The 20241-nt window shown below is 63.4% G+C and carries 21 protein-coding genes; 14 read left to right on the forward strand and 7 right to left on the reverse strand.

Going from position 1 to position 20241, the window contains the following annotated elements:
* Positions 1 to 92: 92 nt before the first annotated feature.
* The 3 genes from NKI52_RS13240 to NKI52_RS13250 all read right to left on the reverse strand — a co-directional run bounded on the left by NKI52_RS13240 (position 93) and on the right by NKI52_RS13250 (position 4679).
* A complete protein-coding gene (locus NKI52_RS13240) occupies positions 93 to 1322 on the reverse strand; it encodes an IS4 family transposase (RefSeq protein WP_352698214.1) in 1230 nt (409 codons plus the stop codon).
* 128 nt (positions 1323 to 1450) lie between these two features.
* On the reverse strand, positions 1451 to 3256 hold the full coding sequence (locus NKI52_RS13245; protein ID WP_352577478.1) for an IlvD/Edd family dehydratase: 1806 nt from the start codon (positions 3254 to 3256) through the stop codon (positions 1451 to 1453).
* A 238-nt stretch (positions 3257 to 3494) separates the two neighbouring features.
* Positions 3495 to 4679 (reverse strand): Mrp/NBP35 family ATP-binding protein, encoded by a 1185-nt coding sequence (locus NKI52_RS13250; RefSeq protein WP_352698217.1) that lies wholly within the window; start codon positions 4677 to 4679, stop codon positions 3495 to 3497.
* 194 nt (positions 4680 to 4873) lie between these two features.
* On the opposite strand from NKI52_RS13250, the gene NKI52_RS13255 reads away from it, so the two are divergent.
* Positions 4874 to 5251, forward strand: a complete 378-nt coding sequence (locus NKI52_RS13255) for a VOC family protein (protein ID WP_352698219.1) — start codon at positions 4874 to 4876, stop codon at positions 5249 to 5251.
* 38 nt (positions 5252 to 5289) lie between these two features.
* Here the strand turns inward: NKI52_RS13255 and NKI52_RS13260 are convergent, their stop codons facing one another.
* Together NKI52_RS13260 and NKI52_RS13265 are read right to left on the reverse strand one after the other, a co-directional pair.
* Positions 5290 to 6294 (reverse strand): inorganic phosphate transporter, encoded by a 1005-nt coding sequence (locus tag NKI52_RS13260; protein WP_352698221.1) that lies wholly within the window; start codon positions 6292 to 6294, stop codon positions 5290 to 5292.
* Positions 6294 to 6935, reverse strand: a complete 642-nt coding sequence (locus NKI52_RS13265; RefSeq protein ID WP_352698222.1) for a DUF47 family protein — start codon at positions 6933 to 6935, stop codon at positions 6294 to 6296. Before NKI52_RS13265 ends, NKI52_RS13260 begins: the two co-directional genes overlap by 1 nt.
* Before the next feature lie 193 nt (positions 6936 to 7128).
* On the opposite strand from NKI52_RS13265, the gene NKI52_RS13270 reads away from it, so the two are divergent.
* From NKI52_RS13270 to NKI52_RS13315, 10 genes are all read left to right on the forward strand, one after another.
* Positions 7129 to 8028: a LysR family transcriptional regulator gene (locus tag NKI52_RS13270; RefSeq protein WP_352698224.1), complete on the forward strand. Its 900-nt coding sequence runs from the start codon at positions 7129 to 7131 to the stop codon at positions 8026 to 8028.
* Positions 8029 to 8161: 133 nt separating this feature from the next.
* Positions 8162 to 8641 carry a formate dehydrogenase subunit gamma gene (locus NKI52_RS13275; protein WP_352698226.1) on the forward strand — a complete coding sequence of 160 codons (480 nt, stop codon included), beginning with the start codon at positions 8162 to 8164 and terminating at the stop codon, positions 8639 to 8641.
* Positions 8638 to 10194, forward strand: coding sequence for a formate dehydrogenase beta subunit (locus NKI52_RS13280; RefSeq protein WP_352698228.1), 1557 nt, complete (start codon positions 8638 to 8640; stop codon positions 10192 to 10194). Before NKI52_RS13275 ends, NKI52_RS13280 begins: the two co-directional genes overlap by 4 nt.
* Positions 10195 to 10206: 12 nt before the next feature.
* Positions 10207 to 13119 (forward strand): formate dehydrogenase subunit alpha, encoded by a 2913-nt coding sequence (gene fdhF / locus NKI52_RS13285; protein WP_023676803.1) that lies wholly within the window; start codon positions 10207 to 10209, stop codon positions 13117 to 13119.
* A 202-nt stretch (positions 13120 to 13321) separates the two neighbouring features.
* Positions 13322 to 14149, forward strand: coding sequence for a formate dehydrogenase accessory sulfurtransferase FdhD (gene fdhD, locus NKI52_RS13290; RefSeq protein ID WP_502897325.1), 828 nt, complete (start codon positions 13322 to 13324; stop codon positions 14147 to 14149).
* Positions 14139 to 14447, forward strand: coding sequence for a formate dehydrogenase subunit delta (locus tag NKI52_RS13295; protein ID WP_352570237.1), 309 nt, complete (start codon positions 14139 to 14141; stop codon positions 14445 to 14447). The genes fdhD and NKI52_RS13295 overlap by 11 nt, the downstream gene beginning before the upstream one ends.
* Before the next feature lie 106 nt (positions 14448 to 14553).
* Positions 14554 to 16107: an alpha/beta fold hydrolase gene (locus tag NKI52_RS13300; protein ID WP_352635844.1), complete on the forward strand. Its 1554-nt coding sequence runs from the start codon at positions 14554 to 14556 to the stop codon at positions 16105 to 16107.
* Between the two features lie 111 nt (positions 16108 to 16218).
* On the forward strand, positions 16219 to 16692 hold the full coding sequence (locus NKI52_RS13305) for a carboxymuconolactone decarboxylase family protein (protein WP_352448517.1): 474 nt from the start codon (positions 16219 to 16221) through the stop codon (positions 16690 to 16692).
* A gap of 85 nt (positions 16693 to 16777) precedes the next feature.
* Positions 16778 to 17140: a nuclear transport factor 2 family protein gene (locus NKI52_RS13310; protein WP_023676394.1), complete on the forward strand. Its 363-nt coding sequence runs from the start codon at positions 16778 to 16780 to the stop codon at positions 17138 to 17140.
* Between the two features lie 135 nt (positions 17141 to 17275).
* A complete protein-coding gene (locus NKI52_RS13315; RefSeq protein ID WP_352570235.1) occupies positions 17276 to 17464 on the forward strand; it encodes a hypothetical protein in 189 nt (62 codons plus the stop codon).
* Between the two features lie 101 nt (positions 17465 to 17565).
* On the opposite strand, the gene NKI52_RS13320 is transcribed toward NKI52_RS13315, so the two are convergent.
* Complete coding sequence (locus NKI52_RS13320) at positions 17566 to 18066, reverse strand: MmcB family DNA repair protein (RefSeq protein ID WP_023676393.1); 501 nt, start codon at positions 18064 to 18066, stop codon at positions 17566 to 17568.
* 740 nt (positions 18067 to 18806) lie between these two features.
* Positions 18807 to 19106 (reverse strand): DUF1330 domain-containing protein, encoded by a 300-nt coding sequence (locus NKI52_RS13325; protein ID WP_352570234.1) that lies wholly within the window; start codon positions 19104 to 19106, stop codon positions 18807 to 18809.
* A gap of 149 nt (positions 19107 to 19255) precedes the next feature.
* Between NKI52_RS13325 and NKI52_RS13330 the strand changes: the two genes are divergently transcribed.
* The 3 genes from NKI52_RS13330 (at position 19256) to NKI52_RS13340 (ending at position 19996) form a co-directional block, all read left to right on the forward strand.
* Positions 19256 to 19582, forward strand: a complete 327-nt coding sequence (locus NKI52_RS13330; protein ID WP_352476054.1) for a GYD domain-containing protein — start codon at positions 19256 to 19258, stop codon at positions 19580 to 19582.
* A gap of 159 nt (positions 19583 to 19741) precedes the next feature.
* Complete coding sequence (locus NKI52_RS13335) at positions 19742 to 19870, forward strand: hypothetical protein (protein ID WP_023676389.1); 129 nt, start codon at positions 19742 to 19744, stop codon at positions 19868 to 19870.
* On the forward strand, positions 19871 to 19996 hold the full coding sequence (locus tag NKI52_RS13340) for a hypothetical protein (protein ID WP_023676388.1): 126 nt from the start codon (positions 19871 to 19873) through the stop codon (positions 19994 to 19996).
* Positions 19997 to 20241 lie beyond the last annotated feature (245 nt).

A 20241-nucleotide genomic window follows, 5' to 3' on the forward strand; every position in this document is an offset into this window, starting at 1 on the left:
GCTCTGCGATGTACCCCCACCCTACCCCTCATAGGCGCTAGTTTAAGCGAGTTTTCAGATAGTCGGATTGTTTTCGCCGGCTTCGTGGGGGCTCACAGATATGACGCCATGTTCGGAGGAACATGTTGCGGAGCGTCTGCCACTGGAGTGGTCCACGAATGGCGGCGCAGATGGTTGCCAGAGCTAACTTCATGAGACGCCAGCGCGATGGGGTTACGGGTGGTGTTGCCTGGTTCAGAGGGGGAAGAGTCCGGGACTTGCCCGGCAATCTGTTCGGCGATGATGGCAACGATCAGCCTTGCGTAGATCCACGCTCGTGCGAGCTCAGGCTTCTTGGCCGGCAGCATGTCGAGGCCGGCCAAGCTCTTGAACCTTTTAAAAGCCAGCTCGATTTGCCAGCGAAAGCGATAGAGGGCGAGAATGTCGGCTGGCGGGAAGGCGTCGGCCGGCAGCGAGGTCAGGAGAAGGATATACTTCGCCACCTCAAGACTGCGCGGGTCTGGCTGCTTGCCGCGTTTCTTGGCATCCTTCAGCAGGCGCTTCTGTTCAGCCGCCGCTTGTTCGGGGTCCTTGCGCCGGACAACGAGGCGCAGCATCAGCGGCGTCGCTGCCTTGATGCCTTCGTGGATTCGAAGGTGCACTTCGCCTTCCTGCTCAGCCTGAGAGGCAAGTGCTGCGAACAGATCAAAAGGCTCGCCGTTCGCCTGCAACAGGCGCAACGAGTTCCAGCCGGTACGCACGATGAAGTCTGCACCGGCATCGATCACCGGCCGCAGATCGCGCGGTCGGGCATAGCAGCGATCGGCCAGTATGATATCTCCCGGCCGGTAGTTGAGGCGCTGAAGGTTCTCGGCCCCGTGCACGTCGGTCAATTCAAGCTGATCGACTTGACCGGTTGCCAGATCGTAGCCGACATGCAGCCGCCATGTCGTACGGTCAGCTCCCGGCTCGCAGATCGACGTGCCATCCAGTGCCCGCAAGCGATGCCCGGTCCAGCGCCGCACGGGCAGTTTTGTCTGTTCGGCAATCAGTGCAGTCGCGATATCGCCGAGCCAGGGTGCGGCTTTGCACAGCCGAGCGAGCAGCGATGGATCGGACAACCGCGCAATTCCGCCAGCCTCTGCCCATACGCAGGTCTCGCGCAGCGACATGCCGAGGCCGCCATAGGCCAGTGCCAGCCGCAACAGCGTCTCAGCGCTCTTGATTTCTCGAACCCGCGTCAAGGCTCCGCACGACCGAGCCGTTGCTTCCAGGTCAAAATTAGCCGGAAGTCGCCCGCTCACTTCCGGCCAATGATCCAAAATCTCAGGACGAATCTTCATCCCAAGCTTGAATCATATCGAGATTCCTCGTGTCCAGAGCTTAAACTAGCGCCTATGACCCTACCCCTCGTGGCGCTGACCTCGGCAAATTGCCTGCACCGGCGGCCGCCTCGTGCGACGGACCCTGGTCAGTGATTGTCCCTCGGCACGCCGCTTGTATGAGCCACATCCTGGTATTTCACCGCCGGCTTCAGCACCATGCCTTCGGAAAACTGGTCGACCATGCCGCGCTGGATTTCCTGCCAGGGCGTCTGGTGCTTCGGATACTGATAGCCGCCATTGTTTTGCAGCTCGGCGCGGCGCCGCGTGATCTCGTCGTCGCTGACGAGGATGTCGGCGGTGCCCTTGCGCAGGTCGATGCGGACGCGGTCGCCGGTCTTCAGCAGCGCCAGGCCGCCGCCGATGGCGGCTTCGGGCGAGGCGTTGAGGATCGACGGCGAGCCCGACGTGCCCGACTGGCGACCGTCGCCGATACAGGCCAGCGCGTGGATGCCCTTTTTGATCAGATAGGCAGGCGGCTGCATGTTGACGACTTCGGCGCCGCCGGGATAGCCGATCGGGCCGGCGCCGCGCATGAACAGGATGGTGTGCTCGTCAATTCCCTGTGCCGGGTCGTCGATGCGGGCGTGATAGTCCTCGGGGCCGTCGAAGACCATGGCGTTGCCCTCGAAGGCTTCGGGGTCCTTCGGGTTCGACAGATAGCGCTCGCGGAATTCGGGCGAGATGCCGCTGGTCTTCATGATCGCCGAATCGAACAGATTGCCCTTGAGATTGATGAAGCCGGCATTGGCTTTCAGCGGCTCGGCAACCGTGCGGATGACGTCGAGGTTCTCGTTGACGGCGCCGCTGCAATTGTCGCCGATGGTCTTGCCGTTAGCTGTCATGGCTTCCGGATAGGGCAGCAGGCCGCCCTTCATCAATTCGGCGACCACGGCCGGCACGCCGCCGGCATGGTGATAGTCCTCGCCGAGATATTCGCCCGTCGGCTGCAGATTGACGATTAGCGGTATGTTGAGGCCGACCTTCTGCCAATCGTCATTGTCGAGCGGCACGCCGAGATGGCGGGCGATGGCGTTGAGGTGGATCGGCGCATTGGTCGAGCCGCCGATCGCCGAGTTGACGACGATGGCGTTCTCGAAGGCCTTACGGGTCATGATGTCGGAGGGCTTCAGATCCTCATGCACCATGTCGACGATGCGCTTTCCGGTCTCGTAGGCGATCTGGCCGCGCTCGCGATAGGGGGCGGGGATAGCGGCCGAGCCCGGCAATTGCATGCCGAGCGCCTCGGCCAGCGAATTCATCGTGGTGGCGGTACCCATCGTGTTGCAATAGCCGGTCGACGGCGCCGAGGAGGCAACGATATCCATGAACTCGTCATAGCCAATCTCGCCGGCCGACAGGCGCTGGCGCGATTCCCAGACGATGGTGCCGGAGCCGGTGCGCTTGCCCTTGTGCCAGCCGTTGAGCATCGGGCCGACCGAAAGCGCGATAGCCGGAATGTTGACGGTGGCCGCGGCCATCAGCATGGCCGGCGTCGTCTTGTCGCAGCCGATGGTGAGCACCACGCCGTCGAGCGGATAGCCGTAGAGCACCTCTACCAGGCTGAGATAGGCAAGGTTGCGGTCAAGTGCAGCAGTCGGCCGCTTGCCGGTCTCCTGGATCGGGTGGCAAGGGAACTCGAAAGGGATGCCACCCATCGAGACGATGCCTTCGCGCACGCGCTTGGCCAGTTCGATGTGATGGCGGTTGCAGGGCGACAGGTCCGAGCCGGTCTGGGCGATGCCGATCAGCGGCTTGCCGGACATCAGTTCGGCCCGCGTCAGCCCGTAATTCAGGTAGCGCTCCAGATAGAGTGCCGTCATGCCCGGATTGTCGGGATTGTCGAACCACTCCTGCGAGCGAAATTTTTTCTTGTGGGTGGGGGCGCCTGCCATCGTGGTCTCCGTATTTGTATGACAAATCGATATGACAACGCGCGGGAGCAGGCAAGGGGCACGCGCCATCCGAATCCGCTCTTTGGTGCGAAAGACATACATCTGCCTCTGCGCTAGACGGGATCGTGGTTTGTCAGCCCGCTATCCCGGAGAGTTGGAGCGCGTCGCCGCGGACCCTACCTGACCCTTCCGGCCACCCTCCCCCTCAAGGGGCCCACTTGGGGGAGGGACATCCGCATCACTCGAACACGATGCTCGGCACTGCAGCCTCGGCCGCGCCGCGCTCTTCATTGACGCGGTCCCAGACCTTGGCGGCGATGTCGCGATAGATTTTCGCCTCAGCGCCATCCGGCTTGGAGACCACCACTGGCGTGCCGGCATCGGAGCTTTCGCGGATGCCCATCTCGAGCGGCACTTCGCCAAGGAAGGTGACGCCGAGACGCTCGGCCTCGCGGCGGGCGCCGCCATGGCCGAAGATGTCGTAGCGTTTTCCCGTATCGGGGGCGAGAAAATAGCTCATGTTTTCGACGATACCCAATAGCGGCACGTCGACCTTTCTGAACATGTTGAGGCCTTTGCGCGCATCGATCAGGGCCAGGTCCTGTGGCGTCGAGACGATGACGGCGCCGGCCAGCGGCACCTGTTGGGCCATGGTCAGCTGGGCGTCGCCGGTGCCGGGCGGCATGTCGACGACGAGCACATCAAGCGGTCCCCATTCGACCTCGCGCAGCATCTGCGTCAATGCCGACATCACCATCGGCCCGCGCCAGATCATCGGCGTCTCCTCATCGACGAGGAAGCCCATCGACATGACCTTGAGGCCATAATTCTGCATCGGCTTCAGGATCTTGCCGTCGACGGTCTGCGGCCTGCCACAAATGTTGAGCAGACGCGGCATGGAAGGGCCATAAATGTCGGCATCGAGCACCCCGACCCGCAGCCCGTTGGCGGCAAGCCCAAGGGCGATATTGACGGCGGTGGTCGACTTGCCGACGCCGCCCTTGCCGGAAGCGACGGCGATGATCGCTTCGATGCCGGGTACGCCGCGCTTGCCCTGGCTGTGCGAGGCGGGCGCCTGCGGCGCGGGACGCGCAGGTGCGGCCGGCGGAGCGGGCCTCTGAGCCGGTCTTTGCGGAACCGGCGCCTCCATGCCGCCGCCCTTCTTTTCCGCCGTCAGCGCGACCACGGCGCCGGCAACACCGGGGATCGCTTTGACGACACGTTCGGCCGCCGCACGCAGCGGTTCCATCTCCTGGGCACGGGCAGCGGGAACGGTGATCGAAAAGAACACCTTGGCATCGGCAATGAAAATCTCGGAAACCAGGCCGAGGTCGACGATATTGCCGGTGAAATCCGGCCCATTGACCGTCTTCAGGCGCTCGATAACGATTTCCTTGGTCACGTTTTCATTGGCGGCGGGCATGAGTTTTTCCTCTACTCTTCCGCTCCAGATAATGCAGTTCCGGAACAGAACCAAGCGATGGACCACCAATTGCAGCGGCGTATCGGGGAGGCAGCGAGCATATGACGGCATTTCCAGTGGGAGCAGCCGTCGCCAAATCGTCAACGCAGCCTATTTCATGAGCATGGAATGACAGCCAGGGAAGGAGACGAATCATGCTCGCAAACAGCAACGCGACGGCCAATCTCGCCGTGAAGGACCTGGCCAAGGCCAGGGCATTCTACGAAGGGGTCCTTGGCCTGAAAGAGGTGCACAATGAAGGTGGCGAACTGATCGTCTATAAAAGCGGCGACACCAGCATCAACGTCTACCGTTCGAACTTCGCTGGGACCAACAAGGCGACGGCTGTGACATGGACGGTCGGCGACGAACTCGGCAAGATCGTTGAGGCATTGAAATCGAAGGGCGTGACCTTCGAACATTACGACATGCCAGGCCTGACGCTGGAGGGTGACGTTCATGTCGGTCAGGACATGAAGGTCGCATGGTTCAAGGATCCGGACGGCAACATCCTGAACCTTGTGGATAGGTAGATACGGCGCATCGCCTGCCGCGCAGTGCTACGGTGCTGTCACCATGCCAGGCCGACCGCGAGGTAGGTGAGAGCCGCGATCGCCGCGGTTGCCGGCAGGGTGACGATCCATGCCACCACGATGTTACCGGCAATGCCCCAGCGAACGGCGGAGACGCGGCGGGCGGCGCCGACGCCGATGATGGCGCCGGTGATCGTGTGCGTGGTCGATACAGGAATACCGAGCCAGGTGGCGGCGAACAGGGTGATCGCTCCGCCGGTCTCGGCGCAGAAACCCTGCATCGGGTTCAGCCGGGTGATCTTCGAGCCCATGGTGTGGACGATGCGCCAGCCGCCGAGCAACGTGCCCAGCGCCAGCGCCGACTGGCAGGTGATGACGACCCACAGCGGCACGTAAAAATTCGCGCCGAGCATGCCTTGCGAATAGAGCAGCACGGCGATGATGCCCATAGTCTTCTGCGCGTCGTTGCCGCCATGGCCGAGCGAATAGAGCGAGGCGGAAAAGAACTGCATGACGCGGAAGGTGCTGTCGACGGCGAACGGCGTCCGCCGCACGAACAGCCAGGAGACCGCGAGGATCAGGACGAGCGCCAGCAGAAAACCTGCCGCCGGCGATAGCACGATGGCCGCCGTCGTTTTACCCAACCCGGTCCAGACGATGGCGCCGGTGCCTGCCTTGGCAACGCCGGCGCCGACCAAACCGCCGATCAGCGCGTGCGAGCTGCTGGACGGGATGCCGACGAGCCAGGTGACAATATTCCAGACGATGGCGCCGACAAGTGCTGCGAAGATCACTGCCGGCGTGACGATGCTGGCGTCGATGATGCCGGTTCCCAGCGTCTCCGCTACGTGGAGACCGAAGAACATGAAGGCGATGAAATTGAAGAAAGCCGCCCAGAACACCGCATAGTGCGGCCTCAGCACGCGGGTGGAGACGATAGTGGCGATGGAGTTGGCGGCATCGTGCAGGCCGTTGAGAAAATCGAAGAACAGCGCGACGACGACAAGGCCGACCAGCACCGGATAGGCTATCGCGGCTTCCACTATACGTTCTCGATGACGATGCCGCTGATTTCGTTGGCGACGTCCTCGAAGCGATCGACCACCTTTTCCAGCTGGCCGTAGATCTCGCTGCCGATCAGATAGGCCATAGGATCGCTGCGGCCGTGCCGCTTGAACAGGTCCTTCAGGCCCTGTTCGTGCAGGTCGTCGGCCCGGCCTTCGGCGTGCATGACTTCCTCGGCGATGGCGTTGAGGCGCACCGTATGCGCCCCGACCTTGCCGAGCAGCGGGATCGCCTCGGCCACCAACTTGGCGGCCTCGACGATGACGCCCCCCATTTCCTGCATCAGCGGGTCGAATTCCTTCTTTTCGAACAGCTTTACCGTCTTGACGGTTTTGTGCATCATGTCGATGGCATCATCCATCGACTGGATCAGGTCCTTGATGTCGCCGCGGTCGAAGGGCGTGATGAAGGAGCGGCGCACGGCCAGCAGCACTTCCGCGGTGATCTGATCGGCTTCGTCCTCGAGATCGATGATCGTCTGACACCAGCGGTCGATGTCGTTGCCCTGCAAAAGCTGCTGCAGTGCCTCGGCGCCACCGACCACGGTGCGGGAATGCCGCTCGAACAGGTCGAAGAAGCGATCTTCGCGCGGCAGCAGCTTGCGGAACCAGCCCAGCATGTTCGGTCTCCCGTCGTGTCCAGTCCACGACCCCGTCTCATCCACATAGCGCTGCATTCCATCGCGGGAAACAGTAAGCCGGCTGAAAGATGTGGATGCGGACGATTTACACACGCGGCTTGCGGCCGAAGGCGATTTCCACGACGTTGCGCGCTACAATCGGACACAGCGTCCGTGACAGGCTCCCGACGGCATGATCGATAAGCTGGAATTCTTCATAGCACTTGCCAAGGAAGAACATTTCGGCCGGGCGGCGGAGGTGTGCGGCGTCACCCAACCGACGCTTTCGGCCGGCATCAAGCAGCTGGAAGGCCAGCTCGGCGTGATGCTGGTGCTGCGCGGCTCGCGCTTCCAGGGATTGACGCCGGAAGGCAAGCAGGTGTTGGTGTGGGCGCGCCGCATCGTCGGCGACAGCAGGACCATGCGCGAGGAGATGCGGGCGGCACGCCACGGCCTGTCAGGGCGCATCCGCATCGCCGCGATCCCGACGGCGCTGGCCATGGTGGCGCGACTGACGACGCCGTTTCGGGCAAAGCACCCCGGCGTCACCTTCTCGGTGCTGTCGCGGACCTCGATCGAGGTGCTGTCGCTGCTCGGCAATTTCGACATCGACGCCGGCGTCACCTATCTCGACAACGAGCCGCTCGGACGCGTCACCAGCGTGCCGCTCTACGACGAGCGCTACCAGCTGATCACCGCCGTCGGGAACCCCTATTTCGACCGCGACAAAGTGACATGGGCGGAACTCAGTCAGCTGCCGCTCTGCCTGCTGACGCCCGACATGCAGAACCGCCGCATCATCGACCAGCATCTGGCCGAAGCCGGCGTGCAGGTGCGGCCGACATTGGAATCCAACTCGATGATCGTGCTGTTTTCGCATATCCGCACCGGCAAATGGTCGTCGATCATGCCCCTTAACCTCTCGGAAACCTTCGGTTTTTCCGAGCCGATCCGGGCTATCCCGATCGTCGAGCCGGATGCCAGCCACACCGTCGGGCTGGTGGCGGCACGGCGCGAACCGCACACGCCACTGGTCTCGGCGCTGTTGGACGAGGCAATGGCGCTGGCGGACGATTTCCGCGCCCGCCGCTAGGCTAGACAAGGCTGGTGACCGCGAACGATAGAAAATTTCTATCGAGCAACGGATCGGCTTTATTGATTTAGCGGGTTTCCTCTGATTTCCTAACCACTTAGCGGAAGACCGCCACGACCAGGGAGGGCGCTGCATGACGATGCAGCCTGCAAGTACCGAGATCGCATCGCGCACCGCGGCGATCATCCACGAGCTGAAAGGCCTCGAAGGCCCGCTGCTGCCGATCCTGCACGGTATCCAGGAAGAGTTCGGTTATGTGCCGCAGGACGCGCTGCCGGTCATCGCCGAGGCGCTGAACATTTCCAGGGCCGAGGTGCACGGCGTCGTGACCTTCTATCACGATTATCGCAGACAGCCGGCTGGCCGCCATGTGCTGAAGCTCTGCCAGGCGGAAGCCTGCCAGTCGATGGGTTCGGATGCGATCGCCGCCAAGCTCAAATCATTGCTGGGCATAGGCTTCCACGAGACAACCCGTGACGGTTCGGTGACGCTGGAGCCGGTCTATTGCCTCGGCCTTTGCGCCTGCTCGCCGTCGGCGATGCTGGACGGGGAGGTGATCGGTCGGCTCGACGACGAAAAGCTCAACGAGATCGCTGCCGAGGTGCGCTCATGATCCCGCGTATCTATATTCCCGGCGATTCCGGCGCGCTGGCGCTCGGTGCGGAAAAGGTCGCCAAGGCGATTCGGGCGGAACTGGCCGAGCGCGGCATCGAGGCCAAGATCGTGCGCAACGGCTCGCGGGGCGCCTATTTCCTCGAGCCGATGGTCGAAGTGGCAACAGCTAATGGCCGCGTCGCCTATGGGCCGGTGAAGCCCTCCGACGTCAAAGGCCTGTTCGACTGCGGCTTCCTCACCGGCGGCCACCACAAGCGCTGGCTGGGCGCACCGGACAAGATCCCGTTCCTTGCCAGGCAGACGCGGCTGACCTTTGCGCGCTGCGGCGTCACCGATCCGCTGTCGCTCGATCACTACAAGGCGCATGGCGGGCTGAAGGGCCTGCAGAATGCAGTGGCGATGACGCCGGCCGAGGTCGTCAAGCAGGTGACCGAGTCCGGGCTGCGCGGTCGTGGCGGCGCCGGCTTCCCGACCGGCATCAAATGGAAAACTGTGCTCGATACGTCGGCCGACCGCAAATACATCGTCTGCAATGCCGATGAAGGCGATTCCGGCACGTTCGCCGACCGCATGATCATGGAAGGCGACCCCTTCGTGCTGATCGAAGGCATGGCGATCGCCGGCATCGCCACCGGCGCGACCAAGGGCTTTATCTATATCCGCTCCGAATATCCGCACGCGGTGGCGGTGATGCAGAAGGCCGTCGAGATCGCCCGCAAGGCCGGCGTGCTCGGCATCAATGTGCTCGGCTCGGCCAATTCATTCGACATGGAAGTGCGCGTCGGCGCCGGCGCCTATGTTTGCGGCGAGGAAACCGCCCTGCTCGACAGCCTCGAAGGCAAGCGCGGACAGGTGCGGGCCAAGCCGCCGCTGCCGGCGCACAAGGGCCTGTTCGGCAAGCCGACAGTGATCAACAACGTCATCTCGCTGGCCTCGGTGCCGGTGATCATGGACAAGGGCGCCGCCTTCTACAAGGATTTCGGCATGGGCCGTTCACGCGGCACCATCCCGATCCAGATTGCCGGCAACGTCAAGTATCCCGGTCTCTACGAGGCGGCGTTCGGCATGACGCTGGGCGAGATCGTCGACGATATCGGCGGCGGCACGGCGACGGGACGCCCGGTCAAAGCGGTGCAGGTGGGTGGCCCGCTCGGCGCCTATTTCCCGCGCGCGCTGTTCGACACGCCGTTCGACTACGAAGCGTTTGCCGCCAAGGACGGGCTGATCGGCCATGCCGGCATCGTCGTTTTCGACGACAGCGCCGACATGCTGAAGCAGGCACGCTTTGCCATGGAATTCTGCGCCATCGAGAGCTGCGGCAAGTGCACGCCGTGCCGCATCGGCTCGACGCGCGGTGTCGAGGTGCTGGACCGGCTCGCTCAGAACGTCGAACCGGAAAAGCAGATCGCGCTGGTCACCGACCTTTGCAACACGATGAAGTTCGGCTCGCTTTGCGCTCTCGGCGGCTTCACCCCATATCCAGTGATGAGTGCACTCAACCATTTCCCGGACGACTTTCGGCCGACGCCGGTCGCCGAAGCAGCGGAATAGGAGCGGACAGGTATGAACGCGGCATTCGACATCAAATCGCTGGTCCAGGAAATCGACTACGGCACACCCGCCTCTGAAGCAGAACAAAAGGTAACGCTGACGGTCGACGGCAAGTCGGTGACGGTGCCGGCGGGGACCTCGATCATGCGCGCTTCGATGGAAGCGGGCGTCGAAATCCCGAAACTCTGCGCCACCGACATGCTGGACTCGTTCGGCTCCTGCCGGGTCTGCCTCGTCGAGATCGACGGGCGCGGCGGCACGCCGGCCTCGTGTACGACGCCGGTCGGCGAAGGCATGGTCGTGCATACGCAGAGCGACCGGCTAGACGCCATTCGCCGCGGCGTGATGGAACTCTACGTCTCCGACCATCCTGCGGCGTGGGGCGAGAAGGCCGGCACTGGCGCCAGCGAGTTCGACAAGGTCGTCAGGACGGTCGGCCTGACCGAGAACCGCTATGGCGTGGACGGCCGCAACCACGTCAAGCAGGAAAACGGCGTGGCGCCCGGCCATGGCTCGCTGACCATCGATTACATCGCCCGCGATGAATCGAACCCGTATTTCACCTACGATCCGACGCAGTGCATCGTCTGCTCGCGCTGCGTGCGCGCCTGTGAGGAGGTGCAGGGCACGTTCGCGCTGACCATCGAGGGCCGCGGCTTCGAATCCAGGGTCTCGGCCGGCATGCACGAGGCGTTCGTCGATTCCGAATGCGTGTCGTGCGGGGCCTGCGTGCAGGCCTGCCCGACCGATGCGCTGAGGGAAAAGACCGTGCTGGCGAAGGGCCTGCCCGAGCGCTCGACCGTCACCACCTGCGCCTATTGCGGCGTCGGCTGTTCGTTCAAGGCCGAGGTCAAGGGCGACGAGGTCATCCGCATGATGCCCTACAAGGCAGGCAAGGCCAACCACGGCCACTCCTGCGTCAAGGGCCGCTTCGCCTATGGCTACGCGACGCACAAGGACCGTATCCTGAAACCAATGATCCGCGAGAAGGTCAGCGATCCGTGGCGCGAAGTGTCGTGGGAAGAGGCGCTCACCCATACGGCGAATGAATTCCGCCGCATCCAGTACCAGTACGGCCGCACCTCGATCGGCGGCATCACCTCCTCGCGCTGCACCAACGAGGAGACCTACCTCGTCCAGAAGCTTGTCCGGCAGGGCTTCCGCAACAACAATGTCGATACCTGCGCCCGTGTCTGCCATTCGCCGACCGGCTATGGTCTCGGCCAGACCTTCGGCACCTCCGCCGGCACGCAGGACTTCGATTCGATCGAGCAGACGGACGTGATCCTGCTGATCGGCGCCAATCCGACCGATGCGCATCCGGTGTTCGCCTCGCGCATGAAGAAGCGCATGCGCGAGGGCGCCAAGCTGATCGTGCTCGATCCGCGCCGCACCGACATCGTGCGCTCGGCCCACGTCGAGGCGCAGTTCCATCTGCCGCTGAAGCCGGGCACCAACGTCGCCATGCTGACCGCACTTGCCCATGTCATCGTCACCGAGGGCCTGTTCGACGAGGCCTTCATCCGCGAGCGCTGCGACTGGGACGAGTTCCAGGACTGGGCATCGTTCGTGGCGCTGCCGGAAAATAGCCCGGAAGTGGTCGGCCAGCTTGCAAATGTCGATCCCGACGACATACGCGGCGCGGCGCGGCTCTACGCCCGCGGCGGTAACGGCGCGATCTATTACGGCCTCGGCGTGACCGAGCACAGCCAGGGCTCGACCACCGTCATCGCCATTGCCAACCTCGCCATGGCGACCGGCAATATCGGCCGGCCGGGCGTCGGCGTGAACCCGCTGCGCGGCCAGAACAATGTGCAGGGCTCCTGCGACATGGGCTCGTTCCCGCACGAGCTTCCCGGCTATCGCCACATTTCAGGCGACGCGGTGCGCGCCATCTATGAGAGCCTGTGGGGCGTCAAGCTCGACGACGAGCCCGGCCTGCGCATCCCCAATATGCTGGATGCGGCCGTCGACGGCTCGTTCAAGGGGCTCTATGTGCAGGGCGAGGACATCCTGCAGTCGGACCCCGACACCAAGCATGTCGCCGCCGGTCTCGCCGCGATGGAATGCGTCGTCGTGCACGACCTCTTCCTCAACGAGACGGCCAACTACGCGCATGTGTTCCTGCCCGGCTCGACGTTCCTCGAGAAGGACGGCACCTTCACCAATGCCGAGCGCCGCATCAACATGGTGCGCAAGGTGATGGAGCCGAAATGCGGCTATGCCGACTGGGAAACGACGCAGGAGCTCGCCAAGGCGCTCGGCCTCGGCTGGAACTACACGCATCCGTCCCAGATCATGGACGAGATCGCCAAGACAACACCAAGTTTCGCCGGCGTTTCCTTCGACCTTCTCGACCGGGTGGGCTCGGTGCAGTGGCCCTGCAACGAGAAGTCGCCGGAAGGCACGCCGATCATGCATATCGGCGGCTTCGTGCGCGGCAAGGGCAAGTTCATCCGCACCGAATACGTCGCGACCGACGAAAGGACCGGACCGCGCTTCCCGCTGCTGCTGACCACCGGCCGCATCCTGTCGCAATACAATGTCGGCGCGCAGACCCGGCGCACCGACAATGTGGTCTGGCATAGCGAGGACCGGCTGGAGATCCATCCGCACGATGCCGAAAATCGCGGCCTGCGCGACGGCGACTGGGTGCGGCTGACCAGCCGCTCCGGCGAGACGACGCTGCGCGCGCTGATCACCGAGCGGGTGTCGCCGGGCGTCGTCTATACGACCTTCCACCATCCCGACACCCAGGCTAACGTCATCACCACCGACTTCTCCGACTGGGCGACCAACTGCCCGGAATACAAGGTGACCGCGGTGCAGGTGGGTGCATCCAACGGCCCGTCGGAATGGCAGCGCGACTATGACGAGCAGGCAAAGCAAAGCCGCCGCATCGCCCCGCTGCAAGCAGCGGAGTAGCGGTTTTGGTTTCGTGCCGGAGTACCCCCCTCTGGCCTGCCGGCCATCTCCCCCTCAGGGGGGGAGATTGGATGTCATCTCGACTTTCGCCAATCACCAAAGTCGAAAGGTGCGCCGCGACGCCTGAACTGCCGATCTCCCCCCTTGAGGGGGAGATGCCAAATGATGACAAAGAGGGCAGGCCAGAGGGGGGTGCCGCGTGATGCCCAAACGTCGTGCTGTCACACAGATCAGCCGCCTCGCGCGCCGCGCCGGCGGCACTGCGGCCGCCAACCGCATGGTGCCGGAAGAGACGCCGGTGGCGTTCTCCTTTGCCGGCACCACGCATGCGGTGATGATGGCAAGCCCGGCTGATTTCGAGGATTTCGCGCTCGGCTTCTCGCTGACCGAAGGCATCATTGCCTCGCCGGACGAAATCGAAGCGATCGAGGTCGAGGATCACGGCGCCGGCATCGATATCCAGATCCGGCTGAAGGACCAGGCCAACACCCGCTTCGAAGCGCGGCGGCGCAGGCTGGCTGGGCCGGTCGGCTGCGGGCTGTGCGGCATCGAATCGATCGAGGAGGCGATGCGCTCGGTAAACCCGGTCGGTGCGTCGCAACTTACACTTCAGGCCAATGACATCGTCCGCTCGGTCAAGCTTTTGTCGAAGCTGCAGCCGCTGCACGCCGAGACCGGTGCCGTCCACGCCGCCGGTTTTTACCTCCCCGGCAAGGGCATCGTCATGGCGCGTGAGGATGTCGGCCGCCACAACGCGCTGGACAAGCTGGCTGGCGCGCTGGCCAAAGCCGGTATCGACGGCAGGTCGGGGGCCGTCGTCGTCACGTCGCGCGTTTCGGTCGAGATGGTGCAGAAGACCGCGGCGATCGGCTCGGCCGTCATCATTGCCGTCTCGGCGCCGACCGCACTTGCCATCCGCACCGCGGACGATGCCGGCATGACGCTGGTGGCGCTGGTGCGCGGCGACGATTTCGATATTTTTACCCATCCTGACCGAGTGGTTTCCGGAGTTGCCAAGCATGTCGCATGACGAGGGCCACCTCATGAGCACCAGCGAAAAGCTGGTTCGCATGGCCAACCAGATCGCCGCCTTTTTCCACTCAAAGCCGCGCGAGCAAGGCATTGCCGGCGTCGCCGAGCACATCAACAAGTTCTGGGAGCCGAGGATGCGCCGGCAATTGTTCGAGATGCTGGACAGCGGCGGCGAAGGGTTCAACGAGCTTGTCGTCGCGGCCGCGCCACACATCAAGCGGCCTGGCGCGCCGGAGGGCGCAGGTTTCAGCGCTGGCGGAGCGAACACCGAGACGACCGCCGCGTCACAGAAGTAGGCGCCGCGGGCCCACATTCACGCTCTCTAAAGTTTCATCTGCCGCAAGCTGCGCGCCTCTGCTATGATCGGCGACAAGAATTCGTCGGGTCGGGCGGACAAACCTCGTGAGGCCGATCGAAACTCGATACGCGCTCAGTGGCGACGTGCGGATCGCCTATCAGGTGGTCGGCCAGGGATCGCTCGATCTCGTCTTCGTGCCGGGTTTCATTTCCAATCTCGACCTGCACTGGGAAGACGAGGGCTACACCCGGCTGTTGAAGCGGCTTTCCGCGTTCTCACGGCTGATCCTGTTCGACAAGCGCGGCACCGGTCTGTCCGATCGCGTCGATGCCCACCATCTGCCCAGCCTCGAAACCCGCATGGACGATGTGCGCGCGGTGATGGATGCGACCGGCAGCGGCCGCGCCGCCTTGCTCGGCGCTTCGGAAGGCGCGCCGATGGCAATGCTGTTCGCCGCCACCTACCCGGAGCGGACGCGGGCGCTGGCGCTTTATGGCGGCTATTCGCATTTCCACAAATGGGTGATGCCGCCGGAACGCCTGGAGGCGTTCATCGCGACGGCGGAGACCGCATGGGGCACCGGCGCCACCCTGCCGCATTTCGCACCCGGCCGCGTCGACGATCCGCGTTTCGCCACATGGTGGGCGCGCTTCGAGCGGCTGTCGGCGAGCCCGACCGCGGCAATCGCCCTGGCCCGCATGAATGCAGCTATCGACGTGCGCGGCGTGCTGGCGGCGATCAGCGCACCGACGCTGCTGGTCCATCGCCGCAACGATGCGCGCGTCGACCCGGAGGCCAGCCGCTTCCTGGCAAGGAAGATCCCGAATTCGCGGCTGGTCGAGGTGCCCGGGCGCGATCACCCGATCTGGACCGGCGATGTCGACCGGGTGGCCGATCTGATCGAGGAGTTCCTGACCGGAGCGCGCGCCGTTGCCGAGGCCGAGCGCGTGCTGGCTGCACTGCTGGTCACCCGGATCTACGACACGGCGCGGCTTGGCGACCGCATGTGGAGCGAGCGCAGCCAGCGTTTTCAGGAAACATGGCGGCTGCTGGTCGGGCGCCATGGCGGCCGCCCGGCCGGCACGAATGGCGAGCTGATGATGGCGCGCTTCGACGGCCCGGCGCGGGCCGTACGCTGTGCGGCGGCGCTGCGCGATGCGGCGCAGGAGATCGGCGTCGCCAGCGCGCAGGGCGTGCATGTCGGCGAGGTCGAGTTGCGTGGGCCGCCGACGGGGTTGACGGCGCGCGTGACGATGCAGCTTGCCGCGCATGCCGGGCGCGGCGACATCCTCGCTTCGCGGCTGGTCGCCGACCTCGCCGCCGGTTCAGGCCTTCATTTCAATGACGCCGGGCGCATCGCGCTTGACGAGCTGGATGAGCCGCTGGCGCTGGTGCAGGCGACCTCGGAACAGCATCTGGAGCCGGCCTGCCGGCCGAAGGCCAAGGCTGCCGAGCCGGCCGCACTGACGGCACGCGAAAGCGAGGTGGTGAACCTCATCGCCGATGGCAAGAGCAATGCCGCGATCGCCGCCGAACTCGGGCTGAGCGAACACACCGTCAAGCGCCACGTAGCCAATATTCTGCTCAAGCTGGACCTGCCGTCGCGGGCGGCGGCGGCGGCGTTCTCGGCCCGGCACGCTGGCCCGCACGGGCCATAGGAGCCATGGCGCTTTCGGGCGAAGCGGCCGGGCATGCGTAAGCGCTATCACTTCGTCCCATGCAGGCCAGGCGGATGTCGCCGGGAAAGGCGCTGCGAAGGGAGGAATAAAATGCTGAAGTCGACACTCAAATCACTGGTGCTGGCGGCAGGCGTTGGCGCGCTGTTGGCGATCGTTCCTGCCAAGGCCGAAGACGCCTCGGCGACGGCTGCCTACAAGGACATCCAGGCAACGCTCGGCTCGGTACCGGACATGTTCAAGACGCTGCCGGACGTCGCCGTTGCCGGCGCCTGGGCCGAGATCAAGGGCGTGCAGCTCAACCCAAACACCGCGCTCGACGGCAAGACCAAGGAATTGATGGGCCTCGCCGTCGCCTCGCAGATCCCCTGCCAGTACTGCATCTATTTCCACACGCAGGCGGCCAAGCTCAATGGCGCCAGCGACGAGGAGATCAAGGAGGCGGTGGCGATGGCGGCGATCGTGCGCCACTGGTCGACGATGCTCAACGGCAGCCAGGTCGATCTCGCCACTTTCAAGAAGCAGTCCGACGAGGTGTTCGCGGCCGTCAAGGCGAAGTCGCAGTGAAGAAGCCACTGCCCGGCGGCGAGCGCCGGGCAGTGCCTGATCAAGCAACCACCCGATCCGAGAAGACGGGCCTATGGAGGAAAAATTGCCGACCAAGACACAGACGATAGACGGCGCTGCGATCAAGAAGGCGATTGAGGGCCGTGATGGAAAATTGCTGGCGAGCTTCTATGCCGACGACGCATTGGTGCGGGTGATCGACCGCAACAACCCGCCGAGCAAGCCGCGCGAAATCCGCGGGCGCGCTGCGATCACCACGTTCTGGGACGACATCTGCAGCCGGGCGATGACCCACAAGGTCGACACCACCATCGCCGACGGCAACAATCTCGCCTTCACCCAGGCCTGCGCCTATCCGGACGGGACCAAGGTGTTCTGCGCGGCGATGCTGGAGCTGAAGAACGGCCTGATCGTGCGGCAGACCGTCGTGCAGGCATGGGACGAGTGAGGCGGCGGCGATGTTCAGTGCCAGGTGGCAGATCGACGCCAAGTTCGGCCACAAGCAGACCGTGCTCGAACTATTAAAGAATGAGAACGCGAGATCGGCTCGCAGGTCGGCCTCGACGACCTCAAGTTCCAGATCATGACCGAATCGAACGGCGCGCGGGAAGCGACGGTCGGGTCACATCACCAGGTCGAAAGCCTCGCCCAATTGGAGGCGTTCTTCGCCAGGATCGCCAAGATCGACGCGCACGCCAAATGGGGCAAGGAGATGGAGCCCTATGTCGTGTCGGGCACCAGCCTGTGGAACATCTACCGCATCGTGGAATAGCAGTCCGGCTTACTCCCTTCTCCCCGTCACTTACGGGGAGAAGGTGGCGGCAGCCGGATGAGGGGCAGCGCGACGTCTATAATTACGGAGAGCGCAAACCTCTATTCGCTCTCGCCGTCCAGCGCGGGCACCGACACGCCGGCAAGCTCCGCCGCCAGCAGCCGCGACGCACCGGCGCGTGCGATCCTCAGCATCAGCGCCTTGCGCGTTGCCGCCGCCATGCGGTGCTCGGGCGCATCGCGCAAAATCTCGGCGCCGTAACCGTCGGAGAGAATGAAGCCGCACTCCTGCGGAAAAATTTCCTGGGGTACGCCGGGATGGGTGGCGAAGAAGAACCGGTCGGAATGCAGCCGGTAGTCCGGCCATTTGCGGTCGACCCTGAAATCCTCGATCGAGGATTTGATCTCGATGATCCAGATGTCGCCCTGGCGGGTCAGCGCAACCAGGTCGGCCCGCCGGCCGGTGGCCAGCGACAGTTCGGGCAAGACATGCGCGCCCATCTGCCTGAGCAGCCGCTGCACGCCGCGCCTGACCAGCATGGCGCGCTCCGACTGGCGGCCGTCGATGAGCGGATTGAGGGGTAGAGGTGAGATGATCGGCATTACCGCACCATGCCAGATTTTGTTCACGGTTTGAACCCGGTCGCGGCGATTATCTGGCTGACAAACCTAATCTGCAAAATACTGTGGAGCGGGCGCTACAAGGCCCGCCCTTCCACAAGGCGGGCCGCTCGCGTTATGAATGCGTTTCCTACTGGTGAGGGGAGCTATGTTTTCGCGAGGCGTCGCGGTTGATCTAATATTCACCGCTGCAGGCCCGATAGTGGTCGCAGCATAATCAAAAAGGTGGCGAAGCATGGTTACTGAGAATGCAAGTTTGACGGTCGAGCAGACTAGGCTCAATAGGATGCTCACGCGGGGCGTCGTATTTTCCGTCATTTGGCTCGCCGGTTTCGGGTCTTCTTATGCACTCTACCAGGGGCTTCTGGCGCGACGGATGATAAAAATGAATCCCGTGCTTCGGGGAAATGGCCGCGCCTGGTGGTGCATCATTGTGGGAGGGCTTGGGGCCGCAGCCTTATGTGCGATAGTTGGCGCCGGCATTTTCAATGCCATGACACAACCCTAGGTCACGCTGCAACACCGCCTGCCGATCTGGTGTTGGGTCATATTGATTTGTAGGTCCCGTCAATGAGTGCTTCCGGCGTCATCCTCCCATCATTGGCCGTCATTTCCCGCCCGCAAGTTTAAAGCTTGCTGATTCATATCAGAATGCTCCTGTCCCGTCGCCGGGCCGCACCAGATATGGCAACTCAGATTTGCCATTGTCATCGACCCGGCCCTCAGCTAATCGGCATCATCCCTTCCAGGGCAATAATTCTCGTCTTTGCGCAGCGTTCGCGGATGGCTTTGAGGCGGCTGTATTCTGGAGAGTCGTACCATGCCAGGAGGGACGCCATGTCCGGGAATTCGACAATGACGAGGCGATGAGGTTCCCAATCGCCCTCCAGAACTTTGGTGGCTCCGCCGCGAGCGATGTACCTCCCCCCATAGCGGGCTTCGGTTGCCGGCACATCCCGGCGGTATTCCTCGAAAACGGCGGCGTCGGTTATGTCTACATCAGCAATGAGATATGCGGCCATTGACCTTACTCCCTGAAAAAAACATTGAAACAGGTCTATTAGCGGCCCCGCAACTAAGCCAGCGGTACTACGCCTCGGAAACGACTCGCGTTCTCCCGGATTGGGGCGCTTAACTGTCTTGGTGGGGGCAGCTCTGGGAGAGACGAACCATGCCGATGTATCTCACGCGATTCAGCTACAGGCCCGAAACCTGGGCGCGCTTGATGGATAATCCCGAGGATAGACGCGAGGCTGCCCGTTCCTACATCGAGTCGGTCGGCGGAAAGCTGCACGGGTTCTGGTATGCCTTCGGAGAGTACGATGGCTGGAACCTATGGGAGGCGCCGGACAACGTGTCGATGGCATCCGTCATGCTCGCCATCGGTGCGGGAGGCGCGCTCAGCTCTTACGAGACCACCGTGCTGCTAAGTGTCGAAGAGACGATGGAAGCCCTTGGGAAAGCCAAGTCGATCCGGTATCGCCCACCGGGATCGTGACCGCCGCCCGCGCTTTGCGGAGTGTCGAAGGCTGGTAACGCTTGCTCGCGAACTGCGCACGTTCCTAAACTTTTGCGCAAAAGAGTCCACTGCGGCTCTTGGCAGCGCCGGCAGCTTGCGCTTTCAATGTCGGCTACGGTGTTTTACGAGGAGCATTAGATGACGGAAGATGACGACCGGAAATCAGCGACGCCGGAGGAAATCCGCCCGGCCATCAGAGGATGGGCGGTGCTTGGGGCAATTATCGTTGCCGTGTTTGGTGCGGCCTACGTCATGATCGATAGTTGAATGGCCGACGGTCCTGGTCGCCCCGATGGACTGCCTGAAACGATCGGCACGGTCCTGGGTGCATTGGTGGTGATCGGCACGTTCGGGCTTCTGGCTTGGACCGTGCTTCGCGGCGTCCTTTATTAAACCCGGCCCGTCTGGACTTTCTCCTGCAGCGGCCGCGTCTCAGTCCGATCTCCTCGCAGCAACGGATGGTCTTGGCCGCAGGCCAGAGCGCCGGGCAGCGTCACCGACATTCATGGGTGATTTCTTCGTCTCCTGGTTCTTGTTCTTGGCCCATTGATTTTGCAACATAATCCTGCGGGGGCTGTTGCCGAAATGCCATAGTCGCAGGTTTACCAGCACACAAGTCCAAGGATATAGGCATCGCC

Source organism: Mesorhizobium sp. M0590, assembly GCF_040320905.1.
Classification (GTDB): domain Bacteria; phylum Pseudomonadota; class Alphaproteobacteria; order Rhizobiales; family Rhizobiaceae; genus Mesorhizobium.